We start from the raw sequence: 15,359 nt of genomic DNA, 5'->3' as shown, positions 1-15,359 counted from the left end.
TTCGAACGTCCGGCGTCGCGCGGGCATCCGCCCGACGCTGTCCCGTTCCCTTTCCCCCTGTCGCACAGTGAGGTGCAGGAAAGATGGACCGCACGTACTCCCGCTCGCGCAGAGTGGCCCCCTTCTTCGCCATGGCCGCGGCCTCCGCGCTGCTGATAGCCGGCTGCTCCAGCGACTCCGGCGGCAAGGAGGCCGAGGAGGGCGGGTCGAACGCCTCCGCGGGCAAGGCCGACACCCCCCGGATGACGGTCGCGATGGTGACCCACGCGGGGCAGGGTGACACCTTCTGGGACATTGTCCGCAAGGGAGCCCAGACGGCCGCCGACAAGGACAACGTCAAGCTCGTCTACTCGAACGACCCGAACGCGGCCAACCAGGCCAACCTCGTACAGAACGCCATCGACCAGAAGGTCGACGGCATCGCCGTCACCCTCGCCAAGCCGGACGCGATGAAGGACGTCATCGCCAAGGCGGAGAAGGCCGGCATCCCGGTCGTGGGTCTCAACTCCGGTATGGAGGTGTGGCAGGAGCAGGGGCTGCTCTCCTTCTTCGGCCAGGACGAGCAGGTCTCGGGCGAGGCCTTCGGCAAGAAGCTCAACGAGACCGGCGCGAAGCACGCGGTCTGTGTCATCCACGAGCAGGGCAACGTCTCCCTGGAGGCGCGCTGCGCCGGCGTGAAGAAGACGTTCGAGGGCAAGACCGAGAACCTCTATGTCAACGGCACGGACATGCCGTCGGTGAAGTCGACCATCACGGCGAAGCTCAAGCAGGACACCTCCATCGACGAGGTCGTCACGCTCGGCGCCCCGATCGCCCTGACCTCCGTGCAGTCCGTGGACGACGCGGGCAGCAAGGCCAAGGTGGCGACGTTCGACCTGAACAAGGAGCTGACGGACGCGATCAAGGCCGGTGACATCGAGTTCGCCGTGGACCAGCAGCCCTACCTCCAGGGCTACCTGGCCGTGGACTCGCTGTGGCTCTACAAGAACAACGGCAACTACAGCGGCGGTGGCGAGGCTCCCGTGCTGACCGGTCCGGCGTTCGTGGACAAGGACAACGTGGACCAGATCGCCAAGTTCGCCGCGAAGGGCACTCGGTGATCCGATCATGACCCACGCAACGGCACCGGCGACGGGTTCCTCCTCGTCGCCGGCTCCGCCGGCCGCCCAGAAGGACGGCCGTACCGCACAGCGTTCCCTGGGCCGGCGGCTGCTGGCCCGCCCCGAGGTCGGCGCGCTGATCGCCGCGATCGGTGTGTACGTCTTCTTCTTCGCCGTCGCCCCCTCCTTCCGTGAGGCGAGCTCGCTGGCGACGGTGCTCTACCAGGCCTCGGTGATGGGCATCATGGCGCTCCCGGTGGCGCTGCTGATGATCGGCGGGGAGTTCGACCTGTCCGCCGGTGTCGCGGTCACCACCTCCGCCCTCACTGCGGCGATCCTGAGTTTCCAGCTGACGGTGAACGTGTGGACCGGTGTGCTCGTCGCCCTGGTCGTCTCCCTGGCGGTGGGCGCGTTCAACGGCTGGCTGCTGATCAGGACGGGCCTGCCGAGCTTCCTGGTCACCCTGGGCTCGTTCCTGATCCTCCAGGGCTCCAACCTCGCGGTGACGAAGATCTTCACCGGAAACGTGGCCTCCGACTCGATCGCCGACATGGACGGCTTCGACCAGGCCAAGAGCGTCTTCGCCTCCGAGATCTCCATCGGCGGCGTCGACTTCAAGATCACGATCTTCTACTGGCTGGTCTTCGCGGCCATCGCGACCTGGCTGCTGCTGCGCACCAAGTTCGGCAACTGGATCTTCGCCGTCGGCGGCAACAAGGACAGTGCGCGGGCCGTCGGCGTGCCCGTGAACTTCACCAAGGTCGCCCTGTTCATGGGCGTCGGCGCGGGCGCCTGGTTCGTCGGCATGCACCTGCTGTTCTCGTTCAACACGGTGCAGTCCAACGAGGGCGTGGGCAACGAGTTCCTCTACATCATCGCCGCGGTGATCGGCGGCTGCCTGCTGACCGGCGGCTACGGCTCCGCGATCGGCCCGGTCATCGGCGCCTTCATCTTCGGCATGGTCAACCAGGGCATCGTCTACGCCAACTGGAACCCCGACTGGTTCAAGGCCTTCCTCGGCGTGATGCTCCTGATCGCCGCCCTCGTCAACTTGTGGGTCCGCGCCCAGGCCACCCGGAGGTGAACCCCATGACCACCAGCAACACCACCAGCAACCCCGAAGCGGCGGCCGACGACCAGGCGCCCGTGGTCGAACTGCGCGACACCGGCAAGGCCTACGGCAACGTCCGCGCCCTGCACGGGGTGAACCTCGCCGTCCACCCCGGCCGCGTCACCTGCGTGCTGGGCGACAACGGCGCCGGCAAGTCCACCCTGATCAAGATCATCTCCGGTCTGCACCAGCACACCGAGGGCGAGGTCCTCGTCGACGGGAACCCGGTGCGGTTCACCACCCCGCGCGAGGCCCTGGACGCCGGCATCGCCACCGTCTACCAGGATCTGGCGACCGTGCCCCTGATGCCGGTCTGGCGCAACTTCTTCCTCGGCTCCGAGTTCACCAAGGGCCCCTGGCCGATCCGCCGCCTCGACATCGAGAAGATGAAGAAGACCGCGGACGAGGAACTGCGGAACATGGGCATCGTCCTGGACGACCTCGACCAGCCCATCGGCACCCTCTCCGGCGGCCAGCGCCAGTGCGTGGCCATCGCCCGCGCCGTCTACTTCGGCGCCCGCGTCCTCATCCTCGACGAGCCCACCGCCGCGCTCGGGGTCAAGCAGTCCGGCGTGGTCCTGAAGTACATCGCCGCCGCCCGCGACCGCGGCCTCGGCGTCATCTTCATCACCCACAACCCCCACCACGCCTACATGGTGGGCGACCACTTCAGCGTCCTGCGCCTGGGCACCCTCGAACTGAGCGCCCCCCGCGACCGGGTCAGCCTCGAAGAACTCACCAACCACATGGCCGGCGGCACCGAACTGGCCGCGCTCAAGCACGAGCTGGCCCAAGTCCGCGGCGTCGACGTCGAAGAACTCCCCGAGGAGGACGACCTCACCGCACCCGTGGTCTCCTCGAAGGACGGGGCCGCCTGACCCCGGCTGCTCCTCGTGAGCGGCCACGCGGCCGACGACACGGCGAGGGCGCCTCTCGCGAAGGCCCCCTCGCCGGTCGGCGAACGACTTCCCGCCGGTCAGCGGACTTGGCTTGCGATCGCCTTGCTGTTCGGTTACCGGGCCGTCACTATGAGGTGTGCCGCCCGGAGCCGTACGCCCGAGGAGACGACGCCTATGAACAAGTACGAGCAGCCCTTCGCCAAGAGCGTGGTCAGGGACCTGCACGACACCTCGCTGGACGAGGTGCCCGAGTCCGCGCAGGAGTCCGCCATGGCAAGGATGCTCGCAGGTGGCGGAGAGCCGGTGGCCGCCTTCCAGTCGTCGCTCTGACCGGCCTGGCCGGAACGACGAGGAATCGTACCGGTGACGGTGACGGTGGCGGCGCGGCCCTTCCGCCAGTTTGTGATCAAGGTGCACAGCCGTTGCGATCTGGCCTGTGACCACTGCTACGTCTACCAGCACGCCGACCAGAGCTGGCGCGGGCGTCCGGTGACGATGTCCGACGAAACGTTCCGCCTTGCGGCCGGGCGGATCGCCGAACACGCGGCCGCGCACCGCCTCACCCGGGTACACGTCGTCCTGCACGGCGGTGAGCCCCTGCTCGCAGGCCGGGAACGGCTGCGCGGCTTCGCCCGCTCGCTCCGCTCTGCGCTGCACGGCGTGGCCGAACTCGACCTGCGCATGCAGACCAACGGCCTCCGCCTGGACGACGAGTTCTGCGCGATGCTCGTCGACGAGTCCATCGTCACCAGCATCTCGCTCGACGGCGACGAGGCGTCCAACGACCGCCACCGGATCAGACGGGACGGCTCCGGCTCCTACCGTGACACGGTCCGCGCGGTACGTCTCCTCGGCGCACCTCCCCATCGAGCCGCCTTCGGCGGACTGCTCTGCACCATCGACGTCGAGAACGACCCGGTGGAGGTGTACCGGGCGCTGGCCGAACTCCGCCCGCCCGCCGTCGACTTCCTGCTGCCGCACGCCACCTGGGAGTTCCCGCCACCCCGCCCCGGCGGCGAGACCGACTACGCGGACTGGCTGATCGCCGTGCACAAGGAGTGGACCGCCGACGGCATGCCGATGCGCATCCGCATGTTCGAGTCCATCGGCCGGCTGACCCGGGGCCGTGGCAGCCTCACCGAGGCACTGGGACTGGGCAGTTCGGACCTGCTCGTGATCGAGACCGACGGTGCCCTCGAACAGGCGGACTGGCTGAAGACGGCCTACCCGGGAGCCCCGGCGACCGGCATGCACCTCGCCACCCACCGCCTGGAGGACGCCGCCGAGCACCGGGGCATCCAGGCCCGCCGCGCCGGACTGGACGGACTGAGCGCACAGTGCCGCGCCTGCCCCGTCGTCTCGGTCTGCGGCGGCGGCCTCTACGGACACCGCCACCGCGCCTCCAACGGGTTCGACAACCCCTCCGTCTACTGTGCCGACCTGCTGAAGATCATCGAGTACGTCCAGGCCACGGAGCGCAACGACGCCGACGTCCGCCACGGCTGGCACGGCCTGTCCTGGACCCACTTCGACGAACTGGCCGCCGGATACGGCAGCGCGGCGGCCGTCCGCTCCCTCGCGGCGGCCCAGAACAGCCAGCGCAGGGCACTGCTGGCGGCGGCCCGCCGCGCGGACACCCAGGGTCCGGGTCCGGGCCGGGCCCTGGCGCCCGGCCGAGGGCCGGTCCCCGGCCCCCGCTCCGGCCCGGGACTGACCGCCGGGCCGACTCCGGCGGCTTCGGGTGCGGGTGCGGGTACGGGTGTGGCTTCGGCTGCGGGCGCGGGCTCGGGAATCGGCGATCCGGTCGACTCGGGACCCGGCTGGGAGGCGATCCTGGCCCTGCCCGCCGCCGCGCTGGACGTCCTGCTGGCCGATCCGTACCTGCGCGTGTGGGCCCTCGCGTGCGGGCAGCCGGTGCGCCGGCGGGCCGAGGGGCGGCCGGCGGAGGCCGCGCTGTCGGCCGTCGCACGCGCCGGCGGTCGGCTGACCCTGTCCGTCCCGCTGCGGCACGAGCCCGAGGGGGCGGCGATCCATCTTCCCGGCCTGGGACGGCTGTCGCTGGGTGCCGACAGCCGTCGTCGCGCTTCCGGGACGCTCACCGTGACGGCCGCCGACACCGCGCTCACCGTCGAAGGACGGACCCTGGGCCAGGAACTGCCCCCCGACGGCATGCGCTGGCAGCCCCTGCGCCATCTGTCCGCCGACGGGCTGGAAGTGGCCCTCGACGACCTCGACCCCTCCCGCGACTGCTACGGCTACCAGCCCCTGCCCCGGCTGTCCGAGGCCGAATTCCGACGGTGGGAGACGATGTTCGGGGAGGCCTGGCAGTTGATCAGGACCGAGTACCCCGAGTACGCGCAGGGGATCGCCGCAGGCCTGACCACGGTGACCCCGCTTGCGCCCGCGGCGTCCGGCGATGACGTCAGCGCCACCTCCCGGCACGCCTTCGGGGCGGTCGGCATCGCGCTGCCCCGCTCGGCCGAGGATCTGGCCATGTTGATCGTCCACGAGTACCAGCACGTCAAACTGGGCGCGATGCTCGACATGTTCGACCTGCTCGACGGTCTCGACGACCGCCGCTACCGCGTGCTGTGGCGCCCCGACGCCCGGCCCCTGGACGCCATCGTGCAGGGCGCGTACGCCCACCTCGCGGTCGCCGACATCTGGCGACTCAGGGTCCGCCGCGGTGCGGCCGGGGTCGGCCCGGCCCTGTACGAACGCTCCCGCGTCGAGGCGGACAAGTGGCGCACGGCGGTGCTGGACGCCCTCGACACGGTGGCCGGAACCGGCTCCCTGACCGCCCTGGGACACCGCTTCGTACGCGGGCTACGGGGTGAGGCCGAGAGCTTGGGCGGAGTGGCCGAAACCGGTCCGATCGCGGTCTGATCTCCGGTCAACTCCCCTTTTCGGCACGGGTTTGGCACGGGTGTCCGGTACAACTTGCTCGGGTCGACCCCTGGCACCCACAGTGGGTTTCGCGTTCCAATGGATCCTGGAGGAGATTCAGCTGTGATGCTCGGGATGGGGAGACCCGAGGTGGGCGACGGGGGAGGGGAAAGGCGAGTCCATGATTCATCCGGCTTCTCAGGTGACACCGGCGTCGGTTTCCTCCGATCCGTACGTTTTCTTCATGAGTTACGCACGGTTGCCGATAACGGGCACGAGGACGAAGAAAGACCCGTCGGACGTGGCTCTGGAGCAGTTCCACGCCCATTTATGCAGCGACATCATGCAGCTGACGGATCACGACGGCGAGGAATCGCCCGGATTCCTCGACCAGAGCATCGACCTCGGCGAGGACTGGCAGGGCAGACTCAAACACGCCCTGGCCACCTGCCGGGTCTTCGTTCCCATCTACAACAGCCGGTACTTCAAGAGGGAATGGTGCGGAAAGGAATGGGACGCCTTCGCCCGGCGTCAGGAGGAACAGCTTCGCACCCGGCCGTACACGGGCAACGCGATCATTCCCGTCCTCTGGGTGGGGCAGCAGCATCTGACACTGCCGCCGGTGGCGGCGAAGGTGCAGTACGCCCACCCCGATCTGGGTAAGGATTACCTGCAGTCGGGCCTCTACGGACTGAAGCAGGCGGGCCGCCACGCCAAGTACCGCAGCTCTGTGTGGGCGCTCGCCCAGATGATCGTCAAGGTGGCCCAGCAGACCAGCCTTGAACCGTGCGACACGGAGCTGTTCAAAGACCTCCGGAACGTCTTCGAGGGGGAGTAGCAGGATGCCGATGTTCTTCATGAGCTATGCGCGGGTTCCTGTTCCCCGGCACCGGGACGCCGCACAGGATCCGAATCGTCTGGTCTTCCAGTTCTTCGACGAACTGTGCGGCAACGTGGCGCGGCGCGCGAGAGTGACGCGGGAGGAGGCCGGTTTCGTCGAACGGCCGGGGACGCCGGGGGAGAAGTCGGTCCAGGCGCTGCTCGACTGCCAGGTCTTCGTTCCGCTCTACTCCAAGCGGTACTTCAGCAACCCCCAGTGCGGCCGGCAGTGGACCGCCGTCACCCAGGGGGCCACCCCGGAGGACCGGCCGAGCATCGTGCCGGTGCTGTGGACGCCGTACTCGCCCACGTCGCTGCCGAAGAAGGTCAAGGAGCAGTACCCGCAGGTGCCGGACGGCATCGGCGAGGCCGCCGAGAACTACGCGTCCATGGGGCTGCACCGGCTGCTCGACCAGGTGCTCGACCTGTCCGAACGGCCGGACCCGGAGGACGAGGGCGCGGCGGACCGGGTCTCCGCCCAGGTCGCCCAGGTGACCGACTGGCTGGCCCAGCGCATCGTCGACCTGGCGGCCACGGGGCCCACCCGGCCGCGGCCGGCGGGCGGCGCGGGGAGGGCGCCGCAGCCGGAGACGCTGGCGGGCCTGGACGACGCCTTCGCCGATCCGCCCTTCGCCTCTCCGCTGCACATCACCGTGCTCGCCCCGACCGAGGGGGGATTACCGGTCGGCCGCGACAGCACGCGTTACGGTCCGCGGGTGGACGACTGGCGCCCCTACGGCCCGGCCGTGGGACCGCTGGTCGAACTGCTGGAGGCGCTGGCCCGCAACCTGGGCTTCGAGCCCACCGTGAAGCCCTTCGACAAATTCCAGACGGAGCTGCGGGACACCGAACTCCCCACCGCCCCATGGATCCTGGTGGTGGACCCCTGGGCGCTGGAGAACTCCCAAATGGCGCGCGAGGCAAGGGAGTTCGACCGGGCCCGGCGTCCGTGGACCGCGGTGCTGAGTACTCTGGCGGGGGACGACCTCCAGACGAAGGAGCAGTCCGACCGGCTGCGCGGGCTGCTGGCGGCCAACTTCCCCCGGTTCATCAGCGAGGGCCGGGTGGGGGAGCAGGAAGCGGTACGAGGGCTGGCCGGGGCGGATGTCTTCACCCGGTGGTTCGGCGAACTGGCCGAGGCAACCAAGATCCGGTACTTGCGGTACATTCACTCACAATTACCCCGGGGTGACACTGCTCCCCGGGGCATCTCGGAAACCGGTGCGGACCTGCCCCGACGGCCCGACACCGGCCGGGGCGACGGGGCATCGAGCGACGGCAGTCGCGTGGAGGGCAGGCCATGACCGGCGAGGACGCGCGCAGGATCATCACGTTCTACTCGTACAAGGGTGGTACGGGGCGGACGATGGCGCTCGCCAACACGGCCTGGATCCTCTCCTCCGCGGGCAATCGCGTCCTGGTGGTCGACTGGGACCTCGACGCCCCCGGTCTGGACCGTTTCCTGCACCCCTTCCTGAGTGAGAGTCAGCTGCGGACCACGCCGGGCGTGCTCGAACTGGTCAGCAGATCCACCCAGTTCGCGCGCTCGATGCAGAGCAGGGGCGAGACCTTCCCGCAGTTCGAGCTGGGTTCCGACTACGCGAGCGCGTCCGACCTGGAGACGGCCGACGGGATCACCCTCAACAGCTGCCTCATCCAGGTCGACTGGAACTTCCCCTCGGGCGGCCAGCTCTACTACATGCCGGCGGGCACCAAGAACAAGGGCTATCTCTCGGCGTTCTCCCAGTTCGACTGGAAGGACTTCATGGACGGGCCCCTGGCCACCAGGTTCCTGGAAGGGCTCAAGCGCGAGTTCGTCGAGAACTTCGACTACGTCCTGATCGACAGCCGCACCGGGCTCAACGACATCTCCGACATCTGCACGGTCAATCTGCCGCACACCGTGGTCACCTGCTTCACTCCGAGCAGCCAGAGCATCGAGGGCGCCGCCGGGGTCGCCGAGCGCATCGACGGAATGCTGTACGGCAACCGGGACATCCGGATCCTGCCCGTGCCCATGCGGGTGGAGAACGCCGAGGCCGACCGGCTCGACGCCGCCCGGGGACAGATCCAGTACCGCTTCGACCGTATCGTGCGCAAGCACATCCCCGACCGGGACCCGGAGAGCTACTGGGGCAGTGTGGAGATCCCCTACCGGCCCATCTACTCCTACGAGGAGACCCTCGCCCCGTTCAGGGAGAAGCCGGGGGACCCCAAGAGCCTGCTCGCGGCCTACGAGAGACTCACCGAGGTCATCACCGACGGCCAGGTCGAGTCGATGCCCCGCATCGACGAGTCGCTGCGTCACAAGACCCTCGACCGGTACACCCGCCACCGCCCGCCGCGGATCTCCGACGTGTACGTCAGCTTCGTCCCGCAGGACCGCAGTTGGGCCAACTGGGCGGGCGCGGTGCTGGAGCAGGCGGGCTTCAAGGTCCACCTGGCGCAGGAAGGCACCACGGAGAGCTCGCAGGTGCGGGAGGAGATCGAACGGGGCGTCGAGTCGGCCTCGCACACCCTGGTCATCTTCTCCGAGGCGTACCTCAGGTCGTCCCGTTTCCGCACCACCTGGGAGGCGGTCTACGCGGAGAGCGACCGGCGCACGCACCAGCTGGTCTCGATGCAGGTCGACGACCAGGTGTCCCTGGAGGCCCCTTTCACGGAGCAGCTCGCCGACATGACGGGCTGCGACGACGGTGAGGCCGGCCGCGACGCCCTGCTGACCTGGTTCGGCCGCAGCGCCGACTCCCTCTCGCGCAGCCACTTCACCGGCGACGAGCCGAAACTGCCCCGGTTCCCGAAGACCGAGCCCTCGGTCTTCGGCGTCCCCCTGCGCACGTCGTCGTTCACCGGCCGTACGGAACTCCTGGAGGGCATCCGGGAGAAGCTCTGGAAGGACGACACCCGGGCGCTGGTGCTGAAGGGCATGGGCGGGGTGGGAAAGACCCTGCTGGCCCAGGAGTTCGCCCACCGCTACAAGAGCGACTACGACGTGGTCTGGCACATCCAGGCCGAGCAGAAGATCCTGGCCGTCGAGCAGTACGCGGGTATGGCCGAGGCGCTGGGCCTGCCCGCGCGCACCAACCCCACCGACACGGCCAAGATGGTGTACGAGGCCCTCAACCACGGTGACCGGTACGACAGTTGGCTGCTGATCCTGGACAACGTCCCGGAGGCGGACCACCTGCCCGAGTACATGATGGACGGCCGCAGCGGCCACATCCTGGTCACCAGCCAGCGGGCCGAGGGCTGGGGACGGTTCGTGGACACCGTGGACATCCCGGTGTTCGAGCGGAACGAGAGCATCGCCCACCTGCACAGCAGGCTGCCCGACTGCGGCTGGACGGAGGCCGACCAGATCGCGGAGGCCCTGGGCGACCTGCCGATCGCGATCGAACGGGCCGCGGCCTTCATCGAGCAGACCCGGGCCGACGTACGCGACTACATCAAGAAGCTCCAGCCGCAGGCCACCGGAGCCCCCGACGACAACTCGGTGGGCGCCGTCGTCAAGTCCGGTACCAACACCTGGGAGTTCGGCCTGAGGCAGCTGCGGGAGAGCTTCCCGCCGGCGGTGAAGCTGCTGCAGATCTGCTCGTACTACAGCCCCGAGGAGATCTCCATGGATCTCCTGGAGGGCTACGAGGTCTCCCGCGCCCTGGGCGGGGTGCGCACGGTCTCCCGCGCCTACAAGGAACTCAGTAAGTTCTCCCTGGTCACGCTGGACCGCAAGGCCCGGAGCGTGACGGTGCACCGGATGATGCAGAGCGCGATGCGGGAGGAGATGACCGCCGAGGAGCGCGACGCCGCGCAGGAGGCGGTCTACCGTTCGCTGATCGCCGCCCGGCCGAGCGGGGACGACCCGGAGAACCCCAACACCTGGGAGAAGTACCGCATCATCTGGCCCCACCTCGGTACCCCCTGGGCCGAGATGGCCCCCGACGAGGGCATCAAGGAACTCTACGTGGACCGGGTCCGTCAGCTGCGCCGCCGGGGCGAGCTGAGCCAGGCCATGGACTACAGCCTGCGCCGGGTGGCCGCCTGGTCCGCGGAGGAGTCGCCCGACGAACGCTGGACGCTGCACATGCGCTTCCAGATCGCCAACATCCTGCGCGCCCAGGGCAAGTACGAGGAGTCCCTCGCCCTGGACCAGGAGGTCCTGGAGCGGCAGCTGGAGGTGCTGGACGACATCGACGACCAGCACATCCTGATGACCACCAGTAGCATCGCCGCCGACCTGCGCGGTCTGGGCCGGCTGACCGAGGCCCTGCAGTACGACGAGGAGACCTACCGCAGATACGACCAGAACTACGGCGAGGACAACGCGCGCACGCTCAGCGCGGCCAACAACCTCGCGGTAGCCCTGAGGCTCTCCGGCAACTACTACCGGGCCCGCGATCTCGACCGCAGAACACTGGAACTCCGCGAGGCGATCCAGCTCCACGACCACCCCCTGACCATCGAGTCGGCGGTGAACCTCGGCCGTGACCTGCGTGACTGCGGCGACTACGACGAGTCGGTCGCGCTGCTCAGGCGCGCCTACGAGCGCTGTCTGCGCAATCCCCGCCTCACCCAGGGCTCACCGACCGTGCTGAACACGGCCAAGGGGCTGGCCGGTTCCCTGCGCAGGGCGGGCCGGGCGGCGGAGGCCGAGGAGCTCGTACGGCACGTGCTCAGAAGCACACCGGACGGTGAGAAGTCGACCTCGGAGGAACTGCTGCTGGAGATGAGCCTGGCCGGTGACATGGCCGCCCAGGGCCGGGTCGACGAAGGACTCGACCTGATCCGCAGGGTGCAGGAGAACCTGAGGGACACGCTGGGGGAAGGGCACTCCCACACGGTGGCCTGCTCGGTCAACCACGCGGTGCTGCTCCTGCACGACATCGGGTCCATCCACCCGGAAGCCGCCACCGAGGCACGGGAGTTGCTCCGCGAGGCCCAGGCCAGGTTCACCGAACTCAACGGCGCGGACCACCCGTTCGCGCTCATCTGCCACGCGAACCTGGCCGTCGCGGAGGCGGCGCTCGGCAGCTGGGACGAGGCCCGCAGAATCAGCGTCGGGTCGTTCGAGATGCTCAGGGAGGTTCTCGACCCGCTGCACCCGTCGACCTTGACCTGTGCCGGGAACCTCGCCGTCGTCCTCAGCCATCTGGGCCGGGCGGAGGAGGCCCGCACCACCCATCACGACGCGCTGGCCGCGCTGAGCAAGCGCATCGGCAGGGACCATCCCCGTGTGGTGGCCCTGAAGGACTGGAAACTCAGCTGTCTCGACCTGGAGCCGCACCCGATCTGATCCGCGGGGCGGGCGACCGGCGCTAGGAGGGCCCGGCCTCGTCCCGGGCCCAGGCCAGCACCTGGGGCAGGGCGGGCAGCGCCGCGAAGTGCGCCGCGGAGGGCTGCAGTTTGGGCATGGCCGAGGGGATCTTCTTGGTCAGCCAGCGGAAATGGGCGACCGGGGCGAAGATGTCGTGTTCGCCGTGCCACAGCATCACGGGCACGGAACCGTCGACGTCCTTGAGATCGAATCCCCAGGGCCGCCGGAACGCGACCAGGTCGTCCACCCAGCCCATCGGCGCGCGGGGGTCGACAGCCTCCCCCTCGCCCACCGCCGACAGGTAGTTCCTGAGCAGGGCCTGGCGGATCCCGGCGTCCTCGACGATCACCCGGTCCACGCTCGGCATCTCGCCGCGGAGCGACGCGAGGAACACGGTGGGGTCGCGCCGGATGGTCTCGGCGTTGCGGGCCAGCAGCGCACCCAGCTCGGTCACATCGGGTGCGTGGCGCCGCAGCAGTTCGTAGGTCGACACATTGGACTCGGACATCTCCTTGTGCCACTCGGGCCAGTCGAGTCCGTCGGTGGCGGCGTCGCCCGGGCTGTCGTCCTCGCTGTCGGGCTTCGGCGGAGCGAGCGAGACCAACGCGGCGACACTCGCCACCTGGCTGCCGATGTTCCGTGCCGCGCAGGCCAGGGCATGGGGAGCGCCGCCCGATCTGCCCACCACCGAGTACTTCTTGAGATCCAGATCCTCGGCGATGACGGCGACGTCCTCGGCGGCGTCGACCACTCTGCGACGCTCATGACGGTCGGAACCGCCGTACCCCGGCCGGTCGTACGCGATGAGGCGCACCCCGAGCTTGTGCAGGTCGAACGTGCGCAGTCGGGGCCCGAGTCGGCTTCCGGGAGTTCCGTGCAGCAGAAACACCGGGTGTGCGTCGGGATCGCCCCAGGTCTCGTAGGCGATCGTCCGTCCGCCGGTCGGCGTCTTCACTGTCTTAACCACCCGATGCCCTCCCGTGCCAGCGGCTGTGGAGTGAAGCGCGGGACCTCCCAGCATTACGCATGGGAAGCCCCGCTCCTAGTAGCTGCTCAGCCGTTCTGGCTTCATGTGGCAAGAATTGGGTAAACGTGGGCCGCCCGGCTGGGCACGGCCCAAGGTAGTGCACCGGGACACGGGTCGCCGGACGAGGGAGGAATTCGTGATGACCGAGTGGGTCATGGGGTATGCCTCCTCACCGTGCTCCCGAGGTCCTGTCCGCCCCCCGCACCTGGGTGAAGGAGCGACCACCCGTAAGGAGCAGTACGGACGCTGACGTTCCGGGAAGTGGTGCGTCTCACTGCCCGCACCGAAAGAGCGGGTGTCACGGGCGTGGTCCGGTACCGCGTCCACGACCCGTTCCGGATGGGGGACGGGTACCCGGAACTGTGCGAAGAATCCCGGGGTGAGCCGGTGGTAGCCGCAGTGACGCGCTGAGCGGCCGTCATATCGCTGACGGCGTGCGCGGGGCGGGCCCATTGCGCCGGGTGGGTGAGGGCGGACCACGGGACGTGCGCCGGGGCGCCGGGCCGTGGCGGGCGGCACATCCTTTTGTCCCCTTAAATGCATTTGTCGGGTAAGAGGTCTGTCGGTGTCGCCCCGGGATGGGTCCATGCGCATGAGTTCGAATGCCGCTCCGGTCGTCGCGCCCGTAGCCGTCCGGGCGGCCGCGCCGTCGAGGCCCGGCCCCGTCGCCGTGGTCGCCGGAGCCTTCACACTGGCCCAACTCCTGCTCGTACCACCGGGGATGGGGCTCGGGTGGGACGAGACGGTGTACGTCAGCCAGGTCAGCCCGCACGCGCCGGCGGCGTTCTTCAGCGCCCCGCGCACGCGAGGCGTGCCGTTGCTGGTGGCACCGGTGGTCGTCTGGACCTCGTCCACCGTGGTGCTGAGGGTGTATCTGGCGGTGCTGTCGGGGGTGGGGCTCTACCTCGCCCTGCGCGCCTGGCGAGGACTCTTCCCGCCGCGTGCGCTGGCGCTCGCCGGGGCGCTGTTCGCCTCCCTGTGGGTGACCCTCTTCTACGGGCCGCAGGCCATGCCCAACCACTGGGTCGCGATCGGCGCGCTCGGCTGCGTGGGGTGCTTCCTGCGGGCGCGGAACGATCCGGAGGACCGGGCGGCGTTGTGGGGCGCGGGCGCGGCCACGGCCCTGATGGCGTGGATGCGGCCCACCGACACCGTGTGGGTGACCCTCCCGCTGTTCACGCTGCTGGTCCTCGTACGGCGGTGGCGGCGGCCGCGGCTCCTGGGGGTGATGGCGGCCGGCCTCGCCACCGGGGTGCTCGCGTGGGTCGTGGAGGCGTACGCCCAGTTCGGCGGGCCCGCCCGGCGGCTGGCCGACGCGTCACGGATCCAGGGCGGGCTGGGCTGGAACATCGCCGTCGACGACCAGGTGCGCAGCCTGGTGGGCCGTACGCTGTGCCGGCCGTGCACCGGTGACCTGCCGCACCCCGCGGTCATCGCCTGGTGGTTCGTCCTGCCGCTGCTGGCCGCTCTCGGCCTGGCCGTCGCGGTCCGGGCCGGACGGGCGACGCCCACGGCGGTCCCGCTGGTCTGCGCCGCCACGGCCGCCGTTCCGTACCTGTTCCTGATCGGGTACGCCGCCCCCCGCTTCCTGCTGCCCACGTACGCCCTGCTGGCGATCCCGGTCGCCGACGCGCTGTGGGATCTCGTCAGAGGGCCGGGCGGGGCCTGGCGACCGGTCGCGGGGGCCGTGGTGGCCCTCGGGCTCGTCGGGCACCTGGCGGTGCAGTACGCGGTGCTGGAGCGCACGGTCACCCGCACCACGGCCTTCCACCGCGACTGGGACCGTGTCGCCGCCGAACTGCGGCGCCTCGGTGTACGGCCGCCGTGTCTGCTGACCGGCGACTACGCCATCCCCATCGCCTACTACGCGGGCTGCTCCTCCGGCCACACCAGCGGCAACAACGCCAACATCACCCGAGGCGGCATCCTGCGCACCGCCGACCGCATGCCCGTGGCGGCGCTCGTCGCACCGGGCGGCGGGCCGCCCGAGTACGCGCGGGGGTGGCCGGCGCACGAGGTCGCGGGGTTCCGGCTGCACGTGGCGCCGGCGGGAGGCCGGGCGCTCACGGGGTCCTGGCCACGGCGCCCGTGACGAAGCCGTCCCTGGCCGTGTCGAAGACGGGTCTCGGTCAGGGTCTAGTAGTGC

10 protein-coding genes are annotated in these 15,359 nt (G+C 69.7%); 9 read left to right on the top strand and 1 reads right to left on the bottom strand.

Going from position 1 to position 15,359, the window contains the following annotated elements; genetic code table 11:
* Nucleotides 1-83: 83 nt before the first annotated feature.
* From ACZ9QC_RS08370 to fxsT, 8 genes are all read left to right on the top strand, one after another.
* Nucleotides 84-1,100, top strand: coding sequence for a sugar ABC transporter substrate-binding protein (locus ACZ9QC_RS08370; RefSeq protein ID WP_472919567.1), 1,017 nt, complete (start codon nucleotides 84-86; stop codon nucleotides 1,098-1,100).
* Nucleotides 1,101-1,107: 7 nt separating this feature from the next.
* A complete protein-coding gene (locus ACZ9QC_RS08365; RefSeq protein WP_230213363.1) occupies nucleotides 1,108-2,184 on the top strand; it encodes an ABC transporter permease in 1,077 nt (358 codons plus the stop codon).
* A 5-nt stretch (nucleotides 2,185-2,189) separates the two neighbouring features.
* A complete protein-coding gene (locus ACZ9QC_RS08360) occupies nucleotides 2,190-3,089 on the top strand; it encodes an ATP-binding cassette domain-containing protein (protein ID WP_472919566.1) in 900 nt (299 codons plus the stop codon).
* 195 nt (nucleotides 3,090-3,284) lie between these two features.
* Nucleotides 3,285-3,440: an FxSxx-COOH cyclophane-containing RiPP peptide gene (fxsA, locus tag ACZ9QC_RS08355; protein WP_472919565.1), complete on the top strand. Its 156-nt coding sequence runs from the start codon at nucleotides 3,285-3,287 to the stop codon at nucleotides 3,438-3,440.
* A 39-nt stretch (nucleotides 3,441-3,479) separates the two neighbouring features.
* Nucleotides 3,480-5,996, top strand: a complete 2,517-nt coding sequence (locus tag ACZ9QC_RS08350) for an FxsB family cyclophane-forming radical SAM/SPASM peptide maturase (protein ID WP_472921633.1) — start codon at nucleotides 3,480-3,482, stop codon at nucleotides 5,994-5,996.
* Nucleotides 5,997-6,240: 244 nt separating this feature from the next.
* Nucleotides 6,241-6,834, top strand: coding sequence for a TIR-like protein FxsC (locus tag ACZ9QC_RS08345; RefSeq protein WP_472919564.1), 594 nt, complete (start codon nucleotides 6,241-6,243; stop codon nucleotides 6,832-6,834).
* Between the two features lie 4 nt (nucleotides 6,835-6,838).
* A complete protein-coding gene (fsxC, locus tag ACZ9QC_RS08340) occupies nucleotides 6,839-8,179 on the top strand; it encodes an FxsC protein (protein WP_472919563.1) in 1,341 nt (446 codons plus the stop codon).
* Complete coding sequence (fxsT, locus tag ACZ9QC_RS08335) at nucleotides 8,176-12,165, top strand: FxSxx-COOH system tetratricopeptide repeat protein (RefSeq protein ID WP_472919562.1); 3,990 nt, start codon at nucleotides 8,176-8,178, stop codon at nucleotides 12,163-12,165. Before fsxC ends, fxsT begins: the two co-directional genes overlap by 4 nt.
* 22 nt (nucleotides 12,166-12,187) lie before the next feature.
* Here fxsT and ACZ9QC_RS08330 read toward each other — a convergent pair whose 3' ends face one another.
* Nucleotides 12,188-13,153, bottom strand: a complete 966-nt coding sequence (locus ACZ9QC_RS08330; protein WP_472919561.1) for an alpha/beta hydrolase — start codon at nucleotides 13,151-13,153, stop codon at nucleotides 12,188-12,190.
* A 646-nt stretch (nucleotides 13,154-13,799) separates the two neighbouring features.
* Here ACZ9QC_RS08330 and ACZ9QC_RS08325 point away from each other — a divergent pair.
* Nucleotides 13,800-15,305, top strand: coding sequence for a hypothetical protein (locus tag ACZ9QC_RS08325; protein WP_472919560.1), 1,506 nt, complete (start codon nucleotides 13,800-13,802; stop codon nucleotides 15,303-15,305).
* The last annotated feature ends 54 nt before the right edge of the window (nucleotides 15,306-15,359 follow it).

The sequence above is a fragment of the Streptomyces sp. HUAS MS02 genome (assembly GCF_055702265.1).
The sequence above is the reverse complement of the archived record's forward strand: the minus strand, read 5'-3'. Positions and strand labels throughout refer to the sequence as shown.

Coding starts and splice junctions, on each gene's coding strand:
- ACZ9QC_RS08370 (WP_472919567.1), top strand. CDS start 84: ATGGACCGCACGTACTCCCGCTCGCGCAGAGTGGCCCCCTTCTTCGCC.
- ACZ9QC_RS08325 (WP_472919560.1), top strand. CDS start 13,800: ATGCGCATGAGTTCGAATGCCGCTCCGGTCGTCGCGCCCGTAGCCGTC.
- fxsA (WP_472919565.1), top strand. CDS start 3,285: ATGAACAAGTACGAGCAGCCCTTCGCCAAGAGCGTGGTCAGGGACCTG.
- ACZ9QC_RS08360 (WP_472919566.1), top strand. CDS start 2,190: ATGACCACCAGCAACACCACCAGCAACCCCGAAGCGGCGGCCGACGAC.
- ACZ9QC_RS08345 (WP_472919564.1), top strand. CDS start 6,241: ATGAGTTACGCACGGTTGCCGATAACGGGCACGAGGACGAAGAAAGAC.
- fxsT (WP_472919562.1), top strand. CDS start 8,176: ATGACCGGCGAGGACGCGCGCAGGATCATCACGTTCTACTCGTACAAG.
- ACZ9QC_RS08365 (WP_230213363.1), top strand. CDS start 1,108: ATGACCCACGCAACGGCACCGGCGACGGGTTCCTCCTCGTCGCCGGCT.
- fsxC (WP_472919563.1), top strand. CDS start 6,839: ATGCCGATGTTCTTCATGAGCTATGCGCGGGTTCCTGTTCCCCGGCAC.